Source organism: Geofilum rhodophaeum (assembly GCF_002210225.1).
GTDB lineage: Bacteria > Bacteroidota > Bacteroidia > Bacteroidales > Marinilabiliaceae > Geofilum > Geofilum rhodophaeum.
Window position 1 is genome coordinate 117,361 of the sequence record NZ_MWUJ01000008.1, and the last position, 19,621, is coordinate 136,981.

14 protein-coding genes are annotated in these 19,621 nt (G+C 50.9%); 8 read left to right on the top strand and 6 right to left on the bottom strand.

Features of this window, described 5'->3' with window-relative positions; translation table 11 throughout:
• Positions 1–4: 4 nt before the first annotated feature.
• The 7 genes from B4W65_RS09270 to B4W65_RS09300 all read left to right on the top strand — a co-directional run bounded on the left by B4W65_RS09270 (position 5) and on the right by B4W65_RS09300 (position 7,547).
• On the top strand, positions 5–955 hold the full coding sequence (locus B4W65_RS09270) for a DUF4922 domain-containing protein (RefSeq protein WP_158522819.1): 951 nt from the start codon (positions 5–7) through the stop codon (positions 953–955).
• Positions 952–2,304, top strand: a complete 1,353-nt coding sequence (locus B4W65_RS09275; protein WP_088654870.1) for a SpoIID/LytB domain-containing protein — start codon at positions 952–954, stop codon at positions 2,302–2,304. Before B4W65_RS09270 ends, B4W65_RS09275 begins: the two co-directional genes overlap by 4 nt.
• Positions 2,304–3,593, top strand: a complete 1,290-nt coding sequence (locus B4W65_RS09280) for an MFS transporter (protein ID WP_088654871.1) — start codon at positions 2,304–2,306, stop codon at positions 3,591–3,593. Before B4W65_RS09275 ends, B4W65_RS09280 begins: the two co-directional genes overlap by 1 nt.
• A gap of 75 nt (positions 3,594–3,668) precedes the next feature.
• Complete coding sequence (gene serB, locus B4W65_RS09285; protein ID WP_088654872.1) at positions 3,669–4,889, top strand: phosphoserine phosphatase SerB; 1,221 nt, start codon at positions 3,669–3,671, stop codon at positions 4,887–4,889.
• Positions 4,889–6,337: an aminoacyl-histidine dipeptidase gene (locus tag B4W65_RS09290; protein WP_088654873.1), complete on the top strand. Its 1,449-nt coding sequence runs from the start codon at positions 4,889–4,891 to the stop codon at positions 6,335–6,337. The genes serB and B4W65_RS09290 overlap by 1 nt, the downstream gene beginning before the upstream one ends.
• Before the next feature lie 101 nt (positions 6,338–6,438).
• Positions 6,439–6,636, top strand: coding sequence for a hypothetical protein (locus B4W65_RS09295; protein WP_088654874.1), 198 nt, complete (start codon positions 6,439–6,441; stop codon positions 6,634–6,636).
• An 86-nt stretch (positions 6,637–6,722) separates the two neighbouring features.
• Complete coding sequence (locus B4W65_RS09300; protein ID WP_088654875.1) at positions 6,723–7,547, top strand: patatin-like phospholipase family protein; 825 nt, start codon at positions 6,723–6,725, stop codon at positions 7,545–7,547.
• A 61-nt stretch (positions 7,548–7,608) separates the two neighbouring features.
• Here the strand turns inward: B4W65_RS09300 and B4W65_RS09305 are convergent, their stop codons facing one another.
• The 6 genes from B4W65_RS09305 to B4W65_RS09330 form a co-directional block, all read right to left on the bottom strand.
• Positions 7,609–8,796, bottom strand: coding sequence for a hypothetical protein (locus B4W65_RS09305; protein ID WP_088654876.1), 1,188 nt, complete (start codon positions 8,794–8,796; stop codon positions 7,609–7,611).
• Positions 8,797–8,946: 150 nt separating this feature from the next.
• The gene (locus B4W65_RS09310) at positions 8,947–9,471 is read right to left on the bottom strand and encodes a hypothetical protein (RefSeq protein WP_146697758.1); all 525 of its coding nucleotides are present in this window, start codon (positions 9,469–9,471) and stop codon (positions 8,947–8,949) included.
• Between the two features lie 131 nt (positions 9,472–9,602).
• Complete coding sequence (locus tag B4W65_RS09315) at positions 9,603–9,968, bottom strand: hypothetical protein (RefSeq protein ID WP_146697759.1); 366 nt, start codon at positions 9,966–9,968, stop codon at positions 9,603–9,605.
• A 222-nt stretch (positions 9,969–10,190) separates the two neighbouring features.
• A complete protein-coding gene (locus B4W65_RS17700) occupies positions 10,191–13,577 on the bottom strand; it encodes a rhamnogalacturonan lyase family protein (protein ID WP_088654879.1) in 3,387 nt (1,128 codons plus the stop codon).
• A gap of 99 nt (positions 13,578–13,676) precedes the next feature.
• Positions 13,677–15,581 (bottom strand): methyl-accepting chemotaxis protein, encoded by a 1,905-nt coding sequence (locus B4W65_RS09325; RefSeq protein ID WP_088654880.1) that lies wholly within the window; start codon positions 15,579–15,581, stop codon positions 13,677–13,679.
• 116 nt (positions 15,582–15,697) lie between these two features.
• Positions 15,698–16,702, bottom strand: a complete 1,005-nt coding sequence (locus B4W65_RS09330) for a hypothetical protein (RefSeq protein WP_146697760.1) — start codon at positions 16,700–16,702, stop codon at positions 15,698–15,700.
• Positions 16,703–17,403: 701 nt separating this feature from the next.
• Between B4W65_RS09330 and B4W65_RS09335 the strand changes: the two genes are divergently transcribed.
• The gene (locus tag B4W65_RS09335; protein WP_088654882.1) at positions 17,404–19,311 is read left to right on the top strand and encodes a methyl-accepting chemotaxis protein; all 1,908 of its coding nucleotides are present in this window, start codon (positions 17,404–17,406) and stop codon (positions 19,309–19,311) included.
• The last annotated feature ends 310 nt before the right edge of the window (positions 19,312–19,621 follow it).

Sequence of the window (19,621 nt, forward strand, 5' to 3'; positions counted from 1 at the left end):
ACAAATGGACTACCTTTCGGTCGAACATTTTTTACAGGAACAACTCAGCCAATGGCCCGAGGCCCGCAAGCGCTTCGAAGGTCTGGAGGAAGTCATGACCCGAAGCATCGGCCTGGGACAAGGCGAAAACCTTGTCCTCCAACTGAACCCACAGCGCATCCGCTCCTCCGCCGCCGCCACCGATGCCCCAAGCATTGCCCGGCGGGCCTGCTTTTTGTGTCCCGAACAACGCCCGCCCGAACAGCTCATCTGGCCCTTTGGCAGCGACTACCACATTCTGGTGAATCCCTTCCCCATCTTTCCACAGCACCTGACCATCGTAAGCAAGACCCACGTGCCTCAGCGCTTGGCGGGACGCATAGGCGACATGCTGCACTTGGCCCAACACCTTAAGGGCACTACCGTTTTTTACAACGGCGCAAAATGCGGGGCCTCGGCACCCGACCATTTTCACTTTCAGGCAGGAAGCAGCGACCTTATGCCCCTGGAGGAAGAATGGCGGCAACATAGGCGCGAAACCCTTTGGGAACAAGAAGCCTTGCTTATCCAGGCATCGGCCAACACGCAACGCCACTACCTGATGTTGGAAGACGACGACAGCGAGCGGCTGGAACAGGTATTGCAAAGCATTTTAGAACAGCTCCAAAAGCTACAGGAAGAAAAGGAAGAAGCCCGCATCAACCTGCTGGCGCGCCACCATGGCAGCCATTGGCGCCTCTTTCTCTTTCCGCGCGGGGCCCACCGGCCCCGCCAGTACGCCCTCGAAGGAAAAGAACGCCTGCTGTTGAGTCCCGCCTCCGTAGATTTCGGCGGCCTCTTTATTTGTGCCCGCGTGGAAGATTACGACAAACTGAACGCCCCGCAATTGCGCGACGTACTCAGTCAATGTACCTTGCCTGCCGGTCAGTGGCAGGAATTTAAAGAAAAGTTGAGCGCCTATTTTAGTAAGTTATGAAGTGGAACAACCAGGAACCGGAAATAGCGGTGGGACTGCTGCGGGCACCCGATATACAAGTCACGCTGCACGGCAGCTATCGTTTGAACGAGGAGCTGCTCAGCGGCAGGGTGACCTTCAGCCTGGACAAGGAGCACAAGGGTGCGGGGGGACTGCTCAGTTATCGGGCGGGACAGAAAACCGGTGAAACCGCTCTGCCTCTGACGCTGGTACCGGTCAACTACGACCAGGAAGTGGTGGAGGTCCACCAAATAACCATCGGTATCGATTTTCACTGGCAGCGGAAGGAGGACCAGCGTTTTCGGGGCAGTCTTCGTTTGGTGGAAGAGGGGGGACAACTCAGAGTCATTAATGTACTGAAGCTGGAGGACTATCTGGTGTCGGTCATTTCTTCGGAGATGAAGGCCACCGCCTCGGCCGAATTTCTGAAGGCCCATGCCATCATGTCGCGCAGCTGGCTGCTGGCCCAATTGCAAAAGGCGGCCGAAGGAGGAAATGCCGCCGGGGCAGCAGACCAGGACAACAACCCGGAACGGCACATTAGGTGGTACGACCGGGAAGACCATGCCCTGTTTGATGTATGTGCCGACGACCACTGTCAGCGTTACCAGGGCCTGACGCGGGCGACGGAGCCGCGGGTTGAAGCGGCGGTCCGGGAGACAAGTGGGCAGGTCCTGCTTTACAACGACCGGGTTTGCGATGCCCGTTTCTCAAAGTGCTGCGGCGGAGCCACAGAAAGTTTTGAGGAAGTCTGGGAGCCCATCCCCCACCCCTACCTGGGCAGCTGGCGCGACGGCGGGCAGGGCGACTTGCCCAATTTACGTAAGGAGGAGCAGGCAACGGCCTGGATACTGGGACAACCGGAGGCCTGGTGCAGGACCAGCGACCGGGAGGTGCTGGCTCAGGTATTGAACGACTACGACCAGGAAACGCAGGACTTCTTCCGCTGGGAGGTGGTGCTGAGTCAGCAGGAGCTGCAGCGACTGCTGAAGGAAAAAATCGGTCTGGAACTGGGCGCCATCCAAAGTCTCCGCCCCCTAAAAAGAGGCGGCTCGGGGCGCATCAGCGAACTGGAAATTACCGGAACACAGGGTCGTTGCGTGGTGGGTAAGGAACTGGAAATACGCAAAGCCCTCTCGCCCTCCCACCTTTACAGCTCGGCCTTTGTGGTAGAAGCGCAACCTGCCGGTGCGGCGCTGCCGGAGGCCTTTCGCCTGAGGGGCGCAGGCTGGGGTCACGGTGTGGGCCTTTGTCAGATAGGCGCTGCGGTGATGGGGGCCGCCGGCAAAGACCACACCCGGATATTGTTGCACTATTTCAGGGGAGCCGCCCTTAAAAAACTGTATTGATGGAAAACACGAAACAAGGGAACGGTTGGCGCTGGATTCCCTCTTTGTATTTTGTACAGGGACTGCCCTACGTCATGGTGATGACGGTATCGGTAATCATGTACAAGCGCCTGGGCCTCTCCAACACCGACATTGCACTGTACACCAGCTGGCTCTACCTGCCCTGGTTCATCAAACCGGCTTGGAGTCCCTTTGTCGATTTGTTGCGCACCAAGCGCTGGTGGATACTGGTGATGCAGCTGGTGATGGGGGGCGGACTGGCAGGGGTGGCCCTGAGTATTCCGGTCGATCCTTTTGTGCGCTACACCCTGGCCTTCTTCTGGCTGCTGGCTTTCAGCTCGGCCACCCACGACATTGCTGCCGACGGCTTTTATATGTTGGGATTGAAGGAGGACGAGCAGGCTTTTTTTGTAGGCATACGCAGCACCTTTTACCGCCTGGCCATGATGACCGGTCAAGGGCTTCTGGTGATGCTGGCCGGCTGGCTGGAGCAGCGCATGGGCATCGCCAGGGCCTGGCAAATCACCTTTGTGGCCATGGCACTGCTGCTGGTGGTGGCTGCGCTGTGGCATAGTTGGAGTCTGCCCAGGCCCCAAAACGATGGGGCAACCGAAGCGCAGACTGGTGCTGAGTTGTGGCGGGGCGTTGGCGCCTCCCTGGGCTCCTTCTTTGCCAAACCGGGCATGAAGGTGGCCGTGGCCTTTATGCTGCTCTATCGCCTGGGCGAAGCGCAGCTGGTGAAGCTGGCCGCTCCCTTTTTGCTGGATGCCCGGGAGGTGGGGGGACTGGCGCTGAGTACCGAGACGGTGGGCTTACTTTACGGGACCATTGGGGTGGTGGCGCTGACGCTGGGAGGCATTCTGGGCGGATGGCTGATTACCCGAAAATGCTTGCGCTATTGGCTGTGGCCCATGGCATTGGCCATGAATCTGCCCAACCTGGCCTATGTGGTGCTGGCCTGGTGGCAGCCGGAGGGTATGTCCATGGTGGCCGCACTGATAGCCCTGGAACAACTGGGTTATGGCTTTGGTTTCACGGCCTATGTACTGTTTCTGATTCATTATGCCGACGGGCCCTACAAAACCGCCCACTACGCCATTGGAACGGGACTCATGGCCCTGGGCATGATGCTGCCGGGTATGGCTTCGGGCTGGCTGCAAGACCTCCTGGGCTATCGCTTTTTCTTTATTTGGGTGGTGCTTTGTACCCTTCCGGGTTTTGCCCTGCTGCCCCAATTGAAGATTCCGGCACATTTTGGCCGCAAAAACCAGGGCTTTACCAAAAATTAACGGGCACTCTACAGCAGTTGTATTATCTTTGTGCCCTAAATATTTTAATATTCAACCTGTCGCAGCGTTGCTACCATGACCAAACAACGAGAAATCATTCTGCTGAACATTGCCGGTGAGGACAAACCGGGAGTTACAGCTACCCTGACCAACATTTTGGCCGAACACAATGTCAACATCCTGGACATTGGTCAGGCCGTTATCCATGAGGACCTGGGTCTGGGCATCCTCCTGGAGGTGCCCGAGAAATCGGAATCTTCGCCCATCCTCAAAGACCTGCTTTTTAAGGCCTACGAGATGGGCCTCAATATAAAGTTCACGCCCATTCCGGAGCACAAGTACGAAGAGTGGGTGAACCACCAGGGCAAGGAGCGCTTTATTGTGACCCTGCTCTCGCGCAAGCTCACCGCCAAACAGCTTTCTAAAGTCACCCGCCTCATTTCCGACCAGGGCCTCAACATCGATCTGATCAGTCGCCTCAGCGGCCGTGTTCCCCTGAACAACGGCAAACACAACAAGAGTGTGGTGGAGTTCTGGGTACGCGGCACCCCCCGCGATATTGAAAGCATGAAAACGACCTTTATCGACATTTCGGGAGAAACCGGTGTGGACATCGCTTTTCAGGAAGACAACATCTACCGCCGCAACCGCCGTTTGGTGTGTTTTGATATGGACTCGACCCTTATTCAGGCTGAGGTTATTGATGAACTGGCCCGAAAAGCGGGGGTTTACGAGCAGGTAAGTGCCATTACCGAGGCCGCCATGCGGGGCGAAATGGACTTCAACGAAAGTTTCAAGCAGCGCGTTGCGCTGCTTAAAGGCTTGGACGAAAGTGTGATGAAGGAGGTGGCCGACAGTCTCCCGCTTACCGAAGGGGCCGAGCGCCTCTTTCAAACCCTCAAGAAATACGGCTACCGCACCGCCATCCTGTCGGGCGGCTTCACCTATTTCGGCAACTACCTCAAAGGCAAACTGGGCATAGACTACATCTTTGCCAACGAGCTCGAAATCAAGGACGGCAAACTCACCGGTAAGCATGTGGGGGAAATCATCGACGGACAAAAAAAGGCGGAGCTGCTGAAGCTTATTGCGTTTAAAGAGGATATTCATCTGGAGCAGGTAATTGCCGTGGGCGATGGCTCCAACGATTTGCCCATGTTGCGATTGGCGGGACTGGGTATTGCCTTCCACGCCAAGCCTAAGGTAAAAGCCTCGGCCAAACACGCCATTTCAACCATTGGTCTGGATGCCATCCTTTATCTTTTGGGCTTCCGCGACCGTGAAATCAATATGTAATGCAGCAATATCCTTTTACAGATTTACAACCGGCCGGCATTTGGCAGTACTTCCACGAAATTTGTCAGGTACCCCGCCCCTCCAAAAAAGAAGAACGCATCCGTGCCTACCTGGTCGACTTTGCCCAAAAGCAGGGACTCGAAGTCAGGGAAGATGCCATTGGCAATATTCTGATAAAGAAGGCGGGGACGGGGGGACTGGAAGACCGGCCGCCGGTGGTGCTGCAGTCGCACATCGATATGGTTTGCGAGAAAAACAGTGAGGTGGCGCACGACTTTCTGCAAGACCCCATTCTTCCGCGTATTGAAGGGGATTGGGTGAAGGCTACTGGCACCACCCTGGGGGCCGACGACGGCATTGGCATGGCGGCCCAGCTGGCTTTGCTGGCCGATAAAACCTTGCCGCACGTTCCGCTGGAGTGCTTGTTTACGGTGGACGAGGAAACGGGGCTGACCGGAGCTTTCGGACTCGAAGCGGGTTTCTTTGAGGGCAAAACGCTGTTGAATCTGGACTCGGAGGACGAAGGAGAAATTTTTATTGGCTGTGCCGGAGGGATAGACTCGGTGGGGACCTTTATCCCCGAATGGGAAGCCACGCCGGCGGGCAGTTTTGCCTTTGAAGTGCGGGTAAGGGGACTGACCGGAGGGCACTCGGGCGACGACATTCATAAAGGACTGGGTAATGCCGTGAAGTGGCTCACCCGCTACCTTTGGGAGGCAACGCGCGACTTCGATTTTCGTCTCGCCAGCATAGAAGGGGGCAACCTGCGCAATGCCCTGGCGCGCGAAGCGCGGGCCCTGGGCGTGGTTCCCCGCAAGTACAAGGAGCAGGTAAGGGTATTGCTCAATTGTATGACGGCCGACCTCGAGGAGGAATTTACCGTCACCGAACCGAATTTTAAACTGGAACTGGAGTCGGCCGACCTGCCCGCGCAGGTGTACCGGGCCGACTTTCACCATAAGCTGGTCAACACCCTGATGGCCCTGCCCCACGGGGTTATGGCCATGAGTCAACAGGTGGCGGGACTGGTGGAGACTTCGACCAATCTGGCCTCGATTAAGGAGGTGGAGGGACAGCTGGTGGTATCGACAAGTCAGCGCAGCGCCATCGAAAGTGCCCGCGACCATCTGGCTGCTGTGGTAAAAGCCTGCTTTGACCTGGGTGGTGCCCGGGTAAGGCACTCCGACGGCTACCCGGGTTGGGCGCCCAACCCGGATTCTCCTTTGCTCAAAAACAGTGTGGCCTCCTACCGGAAGCTCTTTCAACAAGAGCCTGAAGTCAAGGCCATTCATGCGGGATTGGAATGTGGCCTTTTCCTGAAAAAATATCCGGGTCTCGACATGATTTCCATCGGGCCCACCATCAAGGGAGCCCACTCGCCCGATGAGCGCTTGCACATCCCCTCGGTAGAGAAATTCTGGAAACACCTGATTGACTTGCTGGTCTGATTTTATCGGGCAAATACTTACTTTATTGTGTATCTATTTAGGTCGCGGTGCGTATAGGTAGGCATTGGGATTATTCAACAACAATAATAAAAGGATTCATAATGGAGAGAGTTTTAACCAAGCATTTCCAGTACACTGGATTGGATGATTACGACATGTCGTTGGACGAGCAGATGAATGCCTTCCTTTCGGAAAACAAAATCACGCCCGAGCAAATACTCGATGTGGAATATGCGGCCCATTCAAGCGGCGGCATCAATACCTACACCGCGTTGCTGTTGTACAAATCATCGCAGTAAACGTTTTTTAGAACAACAAATGTGAGAAAAAAAGGAACATCCCCGGGTGTTCCTTTTTTTATTATTTTAGACAAAAAATTGCGGACATGGGAATATTCGACTGGTTTGCCAAGAGCAAGGACAATCAACCGGAACCCAAGGGCTTAGGCATAGCCCTAAGTGGGGGCAGCGCCAGAGGCTTTGCCCACATTGGGGTACTTAAAGCCCTGGAAGAAGCCGGTATTCACCCCGAAGTGGTGTCGGGCACCAGCATGGGTTCCCTGGTGGGCGTGCTGTATGCTGCGGGACTAAAGCCTGATGAAATCAAGGAGCTGGTGAACAAGCAGCCGGTGCTGAAAATGGTACGTCCGGCCTGGGGCAAGAACGGACTTTTCCAGGTCACCGAGCTGCGCAAGCTGCTCGAGAAACACATCGAGAAGGACGACTTCTCTGTACTCAAAAAGCCTTTCTGTCTGGCCGTTTCGAACATCAATAAGGGCCAAAAAGAAATCATCAGCGAAGGACCCCTCTTCGATTACGTACTGGCCTCCTGTGCCGTGCCCATCATCTTTGCCCCCCAGGTGATTAAGGGGACGACTTACATCGACGGGGGGCTGTACGACAACTTGCCGGCCGACGCCATTCGGTCGCTGTGCAAAACCCTCATTGGGGTACACGTCAATTACATTGGCGAGGTGAAAAAATTTGACGGCATCACCGAAGTGGCCGAACGCACCTTTAGTCTGAGCATCGGCGAAAACGTACGACCCGCCATGGATATGTGCGACTACCTGATTGACCCTCCGGCCATGGTCGACTTCTCCTTCTGGGATTTTGACAAGGCAGATGCCATTATAGAAACGGGCTATAAGTTCACCCGTAAGATGCTCGATGATGGACTGCTGCCGGTGCCGGAACAGCCCAAAGATTGAGAAGTTTAAACGCTCAAAGCAGTTCTTAGTCTGCTTTATCCCAAGGCTTCTTTTTCAGCCCCTACCCCTTAAACTCAAGCCTGAGTACCGCCTGAAAACCGGCACCCACCGGTGCCGGCGTCAAAGGGAAAGTCCCACCGAACCAGCGCCCCTCCTTCAGCAGGGGTGGATTCAAGGCCCATTCCTGCGCAGCCACCTGCACCTCCCTCCTTTCAATGCGCCAAAACCCACTGCTTTGGGGATGCAGCCGCTGCTCCAAAGCCAGATTCAATCGCCCCATGGTGCTGCGCAAATTCAACTCAATGCAAGGATGCAAACGCAAAGCACCCGCCTCGTCCCTAAACAACAGGGCATCCACCCCGGCAAAACCGTGGTAGTGCAGGTGCAAATCCATCCCGCTCAAAGCCTCCTGCAATTGCCCTGCAGCAGCAAGCAACGCCTCCTCCATCGGAAAAGCACCCCACTTTTCAGTAGGCCGCTGCCCGGCATAACAACCCAAAAACTGCCCGTCCTTATCCGTCTCAAAAAAAGTGGTGCCGCTAAAATGTACCCCCTGGGTATCCAACACAAAATGAAAGGACAAGTCCTGCACCTTGTCGAGGAAGGGTTCGGCCAGCAGCGCGCCCTGCTGGCGCAGCTTACCCAAAACCCAGGGGTTACGGGCTGTGCCTTCGGAGCGCGAACGAATCTTGAACAAGCCCCTGCCGGAAGCACTCCAGGGAGCTTTCAGCAACCAGGGCTGCGTCATTGTGGCTTCGAGGACTTCCAGCTCTTCGGGCCGCTGCAAAACACGGGGCACTTCAGGAATGGCCAAAAGCACAGTTCCTTTTATCAGCCCCTTCATTCGCAAAGCCAACTCCCTGCCGGTATAGCGACTCAGCAAGTCGCGGTGGTCCGACTGCCACGGAAGCAGAGGATGGGGTGTCGGCTCCAGTCCCAAAGCTCGTAACCAGCGAATGGCGGCGGGACTCCAACCCCAGGGCTGTGCCGAAACAAGCGTGTTTTTGGGAAGCTCTTGTTCTGTAGCCCACTGCACTTTTGGGCCACCCACCTGCCTCAGATAAGCCGCAAAGGCCTTGTCCACCGACGCAGGCAGCCACAGCCAGTCGCCCTCCCCCGCCAGCCACAACGGCAGCAGTGCCAGCTCCCGCTCAAAAGCACGCAAATGCGCCGGCGGCTGGTACGAAACCTGTCCGTTGGCCACGGCCATTTCACAGGTGGGATTAAAAAAGAAAAATTGTGGGGCCATACATCATCTACCAGAACGGCAAAAGTACAGCTTTCTTTTAGAAACTCATTTCAGCCCGAAACCTTATCCCATGTCGGTCGCTAAAATCCGTATGCCGATAAGTACCGCCCAGCAGCCGTGCGGACTTCAACCCTTGGGGTTTTTCACCACTTACGCCACCGCTGTCCGCGCTACACGCTCCGGAGCACTCCCCAGCACCTCTCTAATCCTTGTCTGCCAGAGCTCGGCCAAACGCAGCTCGTTCGACACCGCAAAACCATCCACCTCCGAATCATAAAAGACCAGGCGTTTGCTTGTTTCTCTAGCCTGCTTCATCTGCAATTCCAAAGCCACAACTTCGATAATCTTTACCGCATCACTTTTGCGTTCAACAGTTCTTGAAACCACGTCAACACGACAACTTTTCACCTGATTCAGACGAATACGAGCAGTTTGACGTTGTGCCTCTTCTCCGCGTGCAAAAACCAAGAAAGCATTTTGAGCATCCATCCCTATTCCGGCATTATTCCACAACTCATGAACCGATAAGTGCCCGCCATCAGCCGCGGCCATTTCGGTCAACAAGGCCAACAAAGCTTTCTTACGGTTCTTTTCTTTCCCGTCTCTAAAAAATATAAAGGGGGTGAACAACAGCGCTACCAGCACTGCGCTCAATACTATCATTCCTGTACTCATTTCTATATCATTTAAAATTAAACCATTGTAATACAACATACATGCACAAAGCGGCCCACCTTATAAAGGCGACCAAGCGCTGCATTTAATGAAACCCAAACTTTATTCCGTTTGGGGACAAACAACAGTTTTCAGGAATAATAATGAAAAGGAAAAAGAAGGTCGAAGACCTGCGGCTCAACCACCAGCCAGCGCGTCTCTTGAAGGTCCTGACGCAACTGCAGAGCAATAAAAGCCAAAGCTGCAGGAGAGTGTATGTCGCTCTTCTTCCCCGGCAGCTTTATCTGAAAATCGGCCTGATTGGCCAACTCACTTAAGAGCACATTCAGTGGCTCTGAAAAAGTACCCTGCGGTACAGCAAGCCCATTGGAAACAACATAAGCATGCTGCTCGCCTACAGGACGCTCTGCCCCACCAGCCATACCCTGTACTCCGCCCAGCAGCAGCAAATACAAGATGGCCAATTGCAAGGCACTATGTTGCACCACTCTTTTCATAATGCAAAGATACAACAAATTTTTGCCGACCCACAAGGCCTCCCAGGACTGAAGTCCTGGGCCATGATTGGGAAAAAGCAGTGTGCCCCCGATAGGGGCACGAACAAAAAAGGGGACTAAAGTCCCCATCGAGGCTTCGCCTCGATACAAGCCCGGGGCACGGGTGCCCCGAGGCTGCGGACTTCAGTCCGCTTTCAAGCACAGGCGCGCAGCGCCTATCCGCTACCTCTTAATCATAACCCAGGGTTTCAACCCTGGGAGACCTGGGAGCCCTGGGAGACCTAAACCACCTATACCACCTACACCACTTCCCGCCCCTCTAAGCACTACCGTGTACACCCCGGGAGCCAAACCAGAAAGTCCCTGCAAATCCGCCCGACCTTCAGTCGCAACAGTCTGAACCCGCTTTACCAAACGACCACTCATATCATAAAAAAGCACCTCCAGCAAGTCTCCACCCGCCCATGAGGCACATTCAATAATCAGATGGTCATCGAACGGATTGGGTGCCACTGTCACATCACCTGCCATGGAGGCTGGCTGGACCAACGAAGTCGATACCTGGGCCGACAAATCACGCACTTCACCAAAAGTCAAGGCTGCCCCAAAAATCTTCAAATCATCCATACTACCAGGATAGGGCGTATTATAATAACCATCACAGTTGCCCAGAATAAGTGCAGAGGTCACGCCAACGCCCCCGGTTGTTGCGTCACTTCTTGAACCCACCAGGGCTCCATCAACATAAACCAACAACTGCTCGGCGGCCTTATCGCGCACACAAACCAAGTGATGCCACTGGTCATCAAACCACTGATCGGCTCCCTCAATATCCAAATTGGTTTTAGTCACATCGTCGTCCACTGCAAAGACCAACTTGGAACCTTTATACTGAATACCAATCCATTTGCCATTTCCCCCATTGTTGTGATCGTGCTTACCCTTATGCAGAAGGTACGAATCGGGCTGCGAACCATCCGACTTAAACCACATAGCAATACTAAAGGACTGCTGATCGAGCAAAATGCTTTCATGGTGCGGGAAGGAAAAGTGCCCCGTGGCAGGAACCGTAGGAAAACCAACACCTCCGTTGAGCTGGCCCGCGGCCCAGTCTGGCTGCAAATCAACGGCAACTGAATTTGTTCCACTAATCACATCCTTGGCCTCCGAACCAGATTGCTCATCAAAGGGAATATGCAACAACAATTCCCTGTCGCCCAATTGTGCGGTAGTAAATGAAGCAACCTCCGACAAGGAAGTGCCCAGCGCATTTTCCGCCTCGATTTGCCAGCGGTAAGTTACCCCCTCTTGCAATTGAGGCAAAACAAAAGCAGGCGCCTGGAGGTTCGCAGCTATTTCCGTTAAGCCCCCTCCGTCTACAGACATAAAGACCTTGTAGGTCAAAGCACCGGCAACCAAATTGGTTGAGTTGCTCCACTGCAACTCCAGTCTTCCATAATCCACACCAAGTGCTCCATCTGCCGGATATACCAATTCGCTAACAACCGGAGGTACGGGAGTTTCCAGTGTCTTAGTTTCGAAGAAAGAAGAATAGTCAGACTCCTGATCTGTATTCACCGTCTTCAGCCTAAAATAGTATACGGTGCCTGGTTCCAAATCCGCTATTAACAACTCTGCTGCCGTTGCATCCACACGACCATATTCAACAAAATGATCCGAGGATGTCCCCATTTCCACAACCACCTGATCTGCCTGAGTTTCCAAACTCTGCCATTGCAGGACTAAATTATTTTCTCCCACCTCTGTAGCCCGAAGCGCATAAGGATAGCGCAAGAAAGACTGCTCATGCTCAAGAACCATCCCATGACCCAAAAAGTAACTAAGATGGGGTGGTTGATTGTACCCCACATTCTGCCAGGCAATGGCGGTACGGTACTGAGCATCATGCATCAAACAAGGAATGCGATAAATCGTAGGAATAACAGTGGTATAGATCCGCAAACTGCTGTTGTCAGCGGCTCTGAAGATAACCTCCTCCCGCCAGTCGCCCAACAAGTCGGCCTGCAAACCCGGATTCGATTTGGTCGAGTTGTTCGAAGCACAGCCTGAGGCAGTAAAAATGGACGTTCTCGGATACTTGGTGATGCTGGTTCCATCCAGCATTTCCCGCAACAAATCGCCATCCCACCATACAGCATGATTTATGGTTGGCCCCGACCCCACAACATCTCCTTTGCTGTTGTATACCCCCATTCCACTGGAAGCCCAATACTCATTGCCAGGATGTTCGGCAATAACGTCGGCTGTTAAACCACGGCCAATATCGTTGCTGTTTTTCTTTTGCCAAATAAGTGCTCCCGTATGTGCATCTCGTAAGGACACGCCATTTCCTCCCGACTCATGGGGCATAAAAATCTCCAGGCCGGGACGATCAGGAACCAGATCGCCCACATGCAGGGCATCGCCATGCCCCAAACCGGTACTGTGCAACCCTTTACCATCATGGTCAATCACACAGGAACCATAAATAATTTCATCAAAGCCATCGGCATCAACATCAGCTACACTCAACTGATGATTGCCTTGTCCCGCATAATCCCCATTACCATTGTCCTTACTGTCAAAAACCCAACGAGGCACCAGCGCACCATCCTGCCAATCCCAAGCGGCCAAAACAGCACGGGTGTAATAACCACGAGCCATAACAATACTTGGACGCTCCCCATCCAAATAAGCCACCCCGGCCAGAAACCTATCCACCCGATTGCCATAACTGTCGCCCCAATCACTGACCTTTCCTCGCGGGGGATGGTACGACACAGTAGCCATCTCTGCCCCGGTAAGCCCATTAAACACCGTTAAATATTCCGGTCCGGTCAAAATATAACCACCACTGTTTCGATAATCTTCGGAATGATCGGCAGTTGCCGCCGGCCCTTCACTTAAAAACCCGCCTTCTCCATCGATGGTCCCAGGCGCTGTTTTACACACCACTTCAGCCTTGCCATCACCATCAAAGTCGTACACCAAAAACTGTGTGTAATGAGCACCTGCACGTATATTTTTCCCCAAATCGATGCGCCACAGAAAAGTTCCGTCCAATTTATACGCATCCAGGTAAACATTACCGGTGTAACCCGATTGCGAATTGTCTTTTGAGTTAGAAGGATCCCACTTCACAATGATTTCATAAGTGCCGTCACCATTCAAATCGCCTACACTTAAATCGTTGGGACTATAGGTATAATTTACCCCGTCGGGAGTCTGCCCACCGGCAGGCACCGATAAAGGAAGATTCAGATAATTGGAAGTCCATACTTGCACCGCTCCATCTCCTGCTTGCTCCACCCCATCAACAACAGCCCGCACTTCATAGGCATGATTGGTCCCCACAGCATCTTCATAGTTTGTAGCCCCCTTTAAAGGATGCTCATTCAGCTTCTCACCATCCCGATACAGATTAAAGCCAACTCCATCTGGGTCTGTCCCCAAATAGCGCCAACTCAGAAAAACAAGAGCATCCGACTTTCGAACGGCCACCAGACCACGATCGAGTGTTTCCAATTGGGGTTGCGCATAAAGCGAAGCGCTAAACAATACCAGCAGTAAAAGAAATGTCTTTTGTTTTGGGCGAAATAGAATTTTCATAATCGGGTTAATTATTTTTTGATGCACCCAAAACTAACAAAAAGTGCCGCCCTCAAGGCAGCACTTTTTGACATTTTTTGTGAACTTTTTGACACTTTTCTACTTTTCCAGCCTAAAATAGCCAATCATAGACTTCAGCTGCTCTGCCTGACCGGCCAACTCTTCGGCACTGGTAGCCAACTCTTCCGATGCGGCTGCATTTTCCTGAATGATGTTGTTCAAATCGTTCAGCGCGTTATTGACCTGATCAACCCCGGCCGACTGTTCGGAACTCGAAGCAGCTATTTCCTGAACCAATTCTGCGGTGCGCATAATTTCAGGAGCCAGCTCCACAAGAATACGCTCCGAGGCTTCGGTAACGGCCAGACTGTTGCTGGATATTTTTGCAATTTCGTCGGCAGCCAGTTTACTTCGTTCGGCCAGCTTGCGGACCTCTGAAGCCACCACGGCAAATCCTTTCCCGTGCTCTCCGGCACGGGCAGCTTCCACCGAAGCATTCAAAGCCAATATATTGGTCTGAAAGGCAATATCGTTGATAATGGAGATTTTCCCGGCAATATCCTGAATGGATTCCAGACTCTCACGCCCCGATTGTTCCATCTGCCCCATACCAGTTTGAGCCTGCAAGGATATTTTTTCGGTTTGCTGCGCATTCTCTGTATTCTGCATGATGTTGGCGGCCATCTCTTCCATAGATGACGAAACCTCTTCGGCAGCCACTGCCTGAGCATTGGCGCCTTGTGACATTTGCTGTGAACCGGTGCTGATTTGCTGACTGGCAGAAGCAATCTCTACTGCTCCTGTTTGAATTCCGGCGACGATTTCGCGCAACTTACTCACCATCTTCATCAAAGCCCTGGTCAACTGCCCCACCTCATCCTTTTGGTCCAAATCAATGTAGGCGGCTAAATTTCCGGCCGCTATTTCCTGAGCAAAAACAACCGCCTTATTTATGTTTGCCGACAAGGAACGACCGATAAAGTAATTGATAAGGACGATGGCCAGCGTACTCAGAAAAATAATCAAAATCAATGCACGACGGAGGTTCACAACCATTTGAAAAATCTCTTCCTCAGACACAGAAACCACAATATAGGCATCCATATCCGGCACATAACTGAAATATTGTATTTTATTTTCCCCCTCCCATTCGTGACGGATGCTTCCTTCCTCTTCGCCCCGACTCATAATTTCCTGGTAAGCCGGGTCACTGGTAATGCTGGCGCCTTCGTACATTGGATGAACCAACAAAGTTCCCTCACCATCCACAATAAAAGGATAGCCCGTTTGGTAGTACTGCTTCCTACCAAACAAAGTCTTTATGCCGCCCATATCTTTCTCGGGCATGCCTACAAACACCATCCCCACGGGTGCTCCTTCGTACATCAAGGGGCGATAAGCGGTCAAAAACCACTCGTTTAAAACAACCGCCCTGCCCAGATAATCCTGGCCCTGTTCTATGGCAGCTATTACCGGAGAGTCATCGGGAATAAAAGTATTGACTGCTCGCTTCCGCTCTTCATCTTTAATGGTGGTGGCCACCCTAAGATAACCGCCCTCTATTTTTTGAAAAAACGTAGCCTCGGCACGGGTCAAGTCCCCAATTTTATCCACCAATGCAGAGTTGTCGTACAAGGGCTCACCATCCAAACGCCAAAGCGGTAAATCAACCAGACTCTTGGCCTGACTGGCTTGGTTAACCACTTCAAGTTCCAACACCTCGCCACGCTGATAAGTTATTTCGCCACTGTTGCTGAAGACCTCCATTGCCACGTCAATACCGGAAGCTACGCGGACTTGCCGCTCCCTGATCTGCAATTCGACAATTTCTTTCAGATTAGCGACCTCTTCGGTCAAATTGGCATTGGCATCCGACAAAATGTTGGCACTTTGCACCCGGTACAAATAAATGCCCATAGCAGTCAACAACAACACCACTGCAACACTGGTAAAAAGACTGATCCTAAAACCAATCTTCAAATCCCTGAATCTCAACTTCACCATACAACAACCTCTCTTCAATTGGGAAAATACATTCTACGTAAAGTCACGTGGCGCGTTGTATAAAAAGCTTTAAATTAAGCTAAATCCACCAAATCACTGAAGCAAAACACCATTCCTCATTCAACAATCCTGACACGATCAAGACTAAAGGTCCCATAAAAGGAATCAAACTGAACATAAGTCTCCTCAAATATAAAACCATCAGAGCCATCCACTTCAAGCATAGAACCACGACTCAGCGGAGTGGTTCTGGATAAAACGTCGGTCAACACAACTGCCCCCTTCTCCTGCAAACAAAGCAGCTCCTCTTTATGAACACCAAGCGGAAAAGTAAAGACACGATGCGCCACTGAATGACCGGAAACATAGTAGCAAATATTTGCAACCACATTTTTATCGCTTAAAACAAAAACCTTATTAGGATGAGCGATTACAAAATCAGCAAGAGCTTTATCATTATTAAAATCCAAACGATTAGCAGGTAAAATGGCCAACGAAGCATTCCAAACAAACATAGCCAATCCCAATTTCCACAAAATTCGATTTGGAAAATCAAAAAATCCAACCAGAACTAAGGGCAAAAGCACTATAAGCACGACCATAAACTCGGCGTTCCCATGCGAGAAAAAGGCAAAGGCCAAATGCAAAACAAAAGCCAGGATATGCACTTTTACTGTAAGCGAAATATGCTGAAAGCTGATCATACGCATAAAGCGAAGGTCAAACAATGATAAAAATGCAAGCGACAAAGCAAAAATTGCCACCCCCCACAATAAAGGAAAGCCTTTCAAAAACAACAGAATATTACCATGAACCTGAAAGAAGGTTCTAAAAAGGCTGATTGGGGTCATAAGAAAGTTTCGGTAATCAATGGAAGCCTCAGCACCATTACCATAAAAGTCATGTAAAACAAACCGCAATAAATCAACCACGCCCAACGCGCCTTCCTCATAAAAAAAATAAACCAACAAATAAACAAAGGGCACGATTGAACTCACCGCCAGGAACGACCAAGCCAATCGACGTGATTTGTGCATCAATAAACCAACAAACAACGCAAACCACCAAAAAATTTGCAGTTGATGAAAAAGGCAAGCCAGGGAAGCAAAAAAAGCAGACAAAAACAGAAAATGGCTTTTACTTTTTCGAGAAAACAAAGCAAAGAATACCGACCCCAACAAGGAGAAAAAAATGGGAATCAGGTAGGTCTCATTTTCAACAGCAAAACGCCATAAGCCAAATGAACTCCCTACAAAAAATAACCAGCCGTTTATGGCTTTATTACTCAGCGACTGCAGATTCAAATACCATCTAAACACCAGAAGGATCCCAAATGCCGCTACCGCATTAAGCACCTTCATAAAGGCCAAAACATCTGCATTTATCCCAACAAGGCCTAAGGCCTTTAACAATACAAAACCCAAAGCATTGTACAACAAATGATGAGAACGAAACAAGTTGTACCCATACTTTATTTCCTCGGCGTAGCCCCAACCATCAACGGTAGAATTATTCGTAGGAAACAGCAGATAAACTAATAGAAAAAAAAATGGGAGCCCCCATTTTTTCAACCCAACGAGGAAGTATGAATTATTAAATCGCATTTCGGGGAAACTATATATTATTTATTTGAAGAGCAGCGGACATTAACCGGCACAAAAATAACAGAATCCTTAATCATCAGCAATTCAAAATACAATTTCCAAAGACCTGGCAACACTACAAATGCCATTCAAAACACTTAGCCTAACAAATAACATTTAGCTAACATCTCAATCCTTGATTCATGCTACTTTTGGCACAGTATCAACCTTAACTATGTATGAACTGGAATTCCTTACCCATTAAAAGCAAGCTGTCCTACAGCTTTTCGGCATTAACCGCCCTCTTTACAATAGGGGGCTTATTGATTATGACCACTCTAATAAACATAAACCAGTCGGCCGGGGAGATGCACAACAGCCATTTGCCCGCACTTACCCGCATTAACAATTTGGCATCGACCTGGCAACAGGCCCTCTTTTACCTGCGAAGTTATACACAGCACAAAAATCCGGAATACTTTCTCAAAGCCCAGGAAATGCTGGATCAGACCGAGTATTGGAGTAAGCTTCAATTGCAGAAAGGCGGCCCGGAAACCAGATCCCTATCCGACTCCATCAACCAGGCGCTTCATAATTTCAGAACGAAAAGCCAACTCGTTGAAAAAGCCATTGAAGGCATTGACCAAAACTACAACAAACTCGATTCGGCCATCAATAACCTCAGAACCTACAGCGACAATTATCTGCAGCTACAGTACCAAAAACTAAAAAACGACGTAGATAAACAGGAGCCTGACCACATTATAAAGCGAAGGGCCGACAAAATTGAGTTGATGAGTCAAATTGTTGCCACAGCTACCCAATTAAAAACCAGCATCGGCGAGGCTAATTTCAAGCACAATTATGCGCTTCTCGATAGTCTTCCGGCCTCGCTTAATGTGGTAAAAAACAATCTCGCGGTGCTTCGCCCCATAACTACCAAGCGCTACGATTTGGATGCTATGGTTGCTATTGAAGAGCTGGCCGACATTTGCAGATCTGCCATCAACCAGGTCATTAACAGCTACAACACAAGCAGTCGCCTTACCGACCACAACAACAATCAACAGGACCTGGCTTTGGTCCACCAATTACGCAACATTACCGAACAGCAAGTGCTCAACCAGGCTGCATCGTACCAAAAACAAACACAACGCGCACAATTTATCTGGTGGATCATCATCCTGCTGGTAGGTGGAACAGGCGCAATACTGGCACTGCGGCTGAGCGCTTCCTTAAGCAAACCCCTCATCAATCTTGCGAAAATTTCTGCCTATCAGGAACAGGGCTTTTTTCCCAGATTTGAACGCCTGGCCAGGAAAGATGAAATCGGCACCTTGACCAACATCATGCAATCGGGTCAGGAAAAAACACGGAACTTGGTAGAAAGCCTGCAAAACATCGCGTCCACCATTGACCGACTGATCAACCAGCTGCACCTACGCAGTGTTAAACTGGATAAAGCCAGCTCCACTCAGTCAAATAATGCCCAGTATATAGCCAACAACCTTAATGCCATCGCCCAACTATCGGAGACCAACGCACGAAATGCAGCAAAGGGTGTTGTCGAAATTAAAAAAGCATCATCCGTTGTTGCCACCTATACCCAACAAACAAAACACTCCCTTGCCACCCTTCAAAACCTTATGAATCATTCGGACAACATTGCTCATTTAGCCCAACAGAGCTATATCTTGTCGTTGAATGCTTCAGTTGAGGCAGCCAGAGACAATTCCAGTCTGCAAAGCAAAGGATTTGCAGTTATCGCCCAAAACATGCGAGTGCTGGCCGAAAACGTACGCGACCTTTCCCAACAAATGAGCAAACTTAGCGCACAAGGTCGTGAAAGCTCCAACAGTACCCTCAACCAAGCCGAAGAGGTGCAGCTGTCCATACAGAAAGCCATAGCTCTGTTTTCAGATTTATCGGAAGGCGCTCAAGGCCAAAACCAAGCCGTAAACAACATCATGAATGCCGCAAAAGAATTTAACCATTACAGCTCGGCAAACACCGGAATCGCTACAGAAATGGCTGGCGAGGCAGCCCAGCTCGGCCAATTGTCTCGACAGCTTTATCAGCTGCTCGAGTTTTACCGAACCGACGACATTATTGTCACGGAAACACCGCATCTGAATAAGGTGCTGTAAGAAAATTCAGGGAAGAACTTTGAGCCACAATAGCAAGAAATAGCTTTCCCACTTTTTCAAAGCCAGAAACTAAAGGGCATCAAAACAAGGACTTTATACTCTTCTATAAGTTTAACCCCAACAAATAGGTAGAAACATTTAGGGATGGACCCTTCGACCAGACTCGGCCTAAATTCGAAAACCACAGCACTTTAAGCTTAATAACCCAACGGATAACATCTCGCTAACGGTCTAATCAAAAGCATCAATGATGGGGATTGGGCCTTAAGAAAGCCCAGTCTAACTTTGTCCAAAGAAAAAAGAAAGCAAC

Coding starts and splice junctions, on each gene's coding strand:
- B4W65_RS09270 (WP_158522819.1), top strand. CDS start 5: ATGGACTACCTTTCGGTCGAACATTTTTTACAGGAACAACTCAGCCAA.
- B4W65_RS09275 (WP_088654870.1), top strand. CDS start 952: ATGAAGTGGAACAACCAGGAACCGGAAATAGCGGTGGGACTGCTGCGG.
- B4W65_RS09280 (WP_088654871.1), top strand. CDS start 2,304: ATGGAAAACACGAAACAAGGGAACGGTTGGCGCTGGATTCCCTCTTTG.
- serB (WP_088654872.1), top strand. CDS start 3,669: ATGACCAAACAACGAGAAATCATTCTGCTGAACATTGCCGGTGAGGAC.
- B4W65_RS09290 (WP_088654873.1), top strand. CDS start 4,889: ATGCAGCAATATCCTTTTACAGATTTACAACCGGCCGGCATTTGGCAG.
- B4W65_RS09295 (WP_088654874.1), top strand. CDS start 6,439: ATGGAGAGAGTTTTAACCAAGCATTTCCAGTACACTGGATTGGATGAT.
- B4W65_RS09300 (WP_088654875.1), top strand. CDS start 6,723: ATGGGAATATTCGACTGGTTTGCCAAGAGCAAGGACAATCAACCGGAA.
- B4W65_RS09305 (WP_088654876.1), bottom strand. CDS start 8,796: ATGGCCCCACAATTTTTCTTTTTTAATCCCACCTGTGAAATGGCCGTG.
- B4W65_RS09310 (WP_146697758.1), bottom strand. CDS start 9,471: ATGAGTACAGGAATGATAGTATTGAGCGCAGTGCTGGTAGCGCTGTTG.
- B4W65_RS09315 (WP_146697759.1), bottom strand. CDS start 9,968: ATGAAAAGAGTGGTGCAACATAGTGCCTTGCAATTGGCCATCTTGTAT.
- B4W65_RS17700 (WP_088654879.1), bottom strand. CDS start 13,577: ATGAAAATTCTATTTCGCCCAAAACAAAAGACATTTCTTTTACTGCTG.
- B4W65_RS09325 (WP_088654880.1), bottom strand. CDS start 15,581: ATGGTGAAGTTGAGATTCAGGGATTTGAAGATTGGTTTTAGGATCAGT.
- B4W65_RS09335 (WP_088654882.1), top strand. CDS start 17,404: ATGAACTGGAATTCCTTACCCATTAAAAGCAAGCTGTCCTACAGCTTT.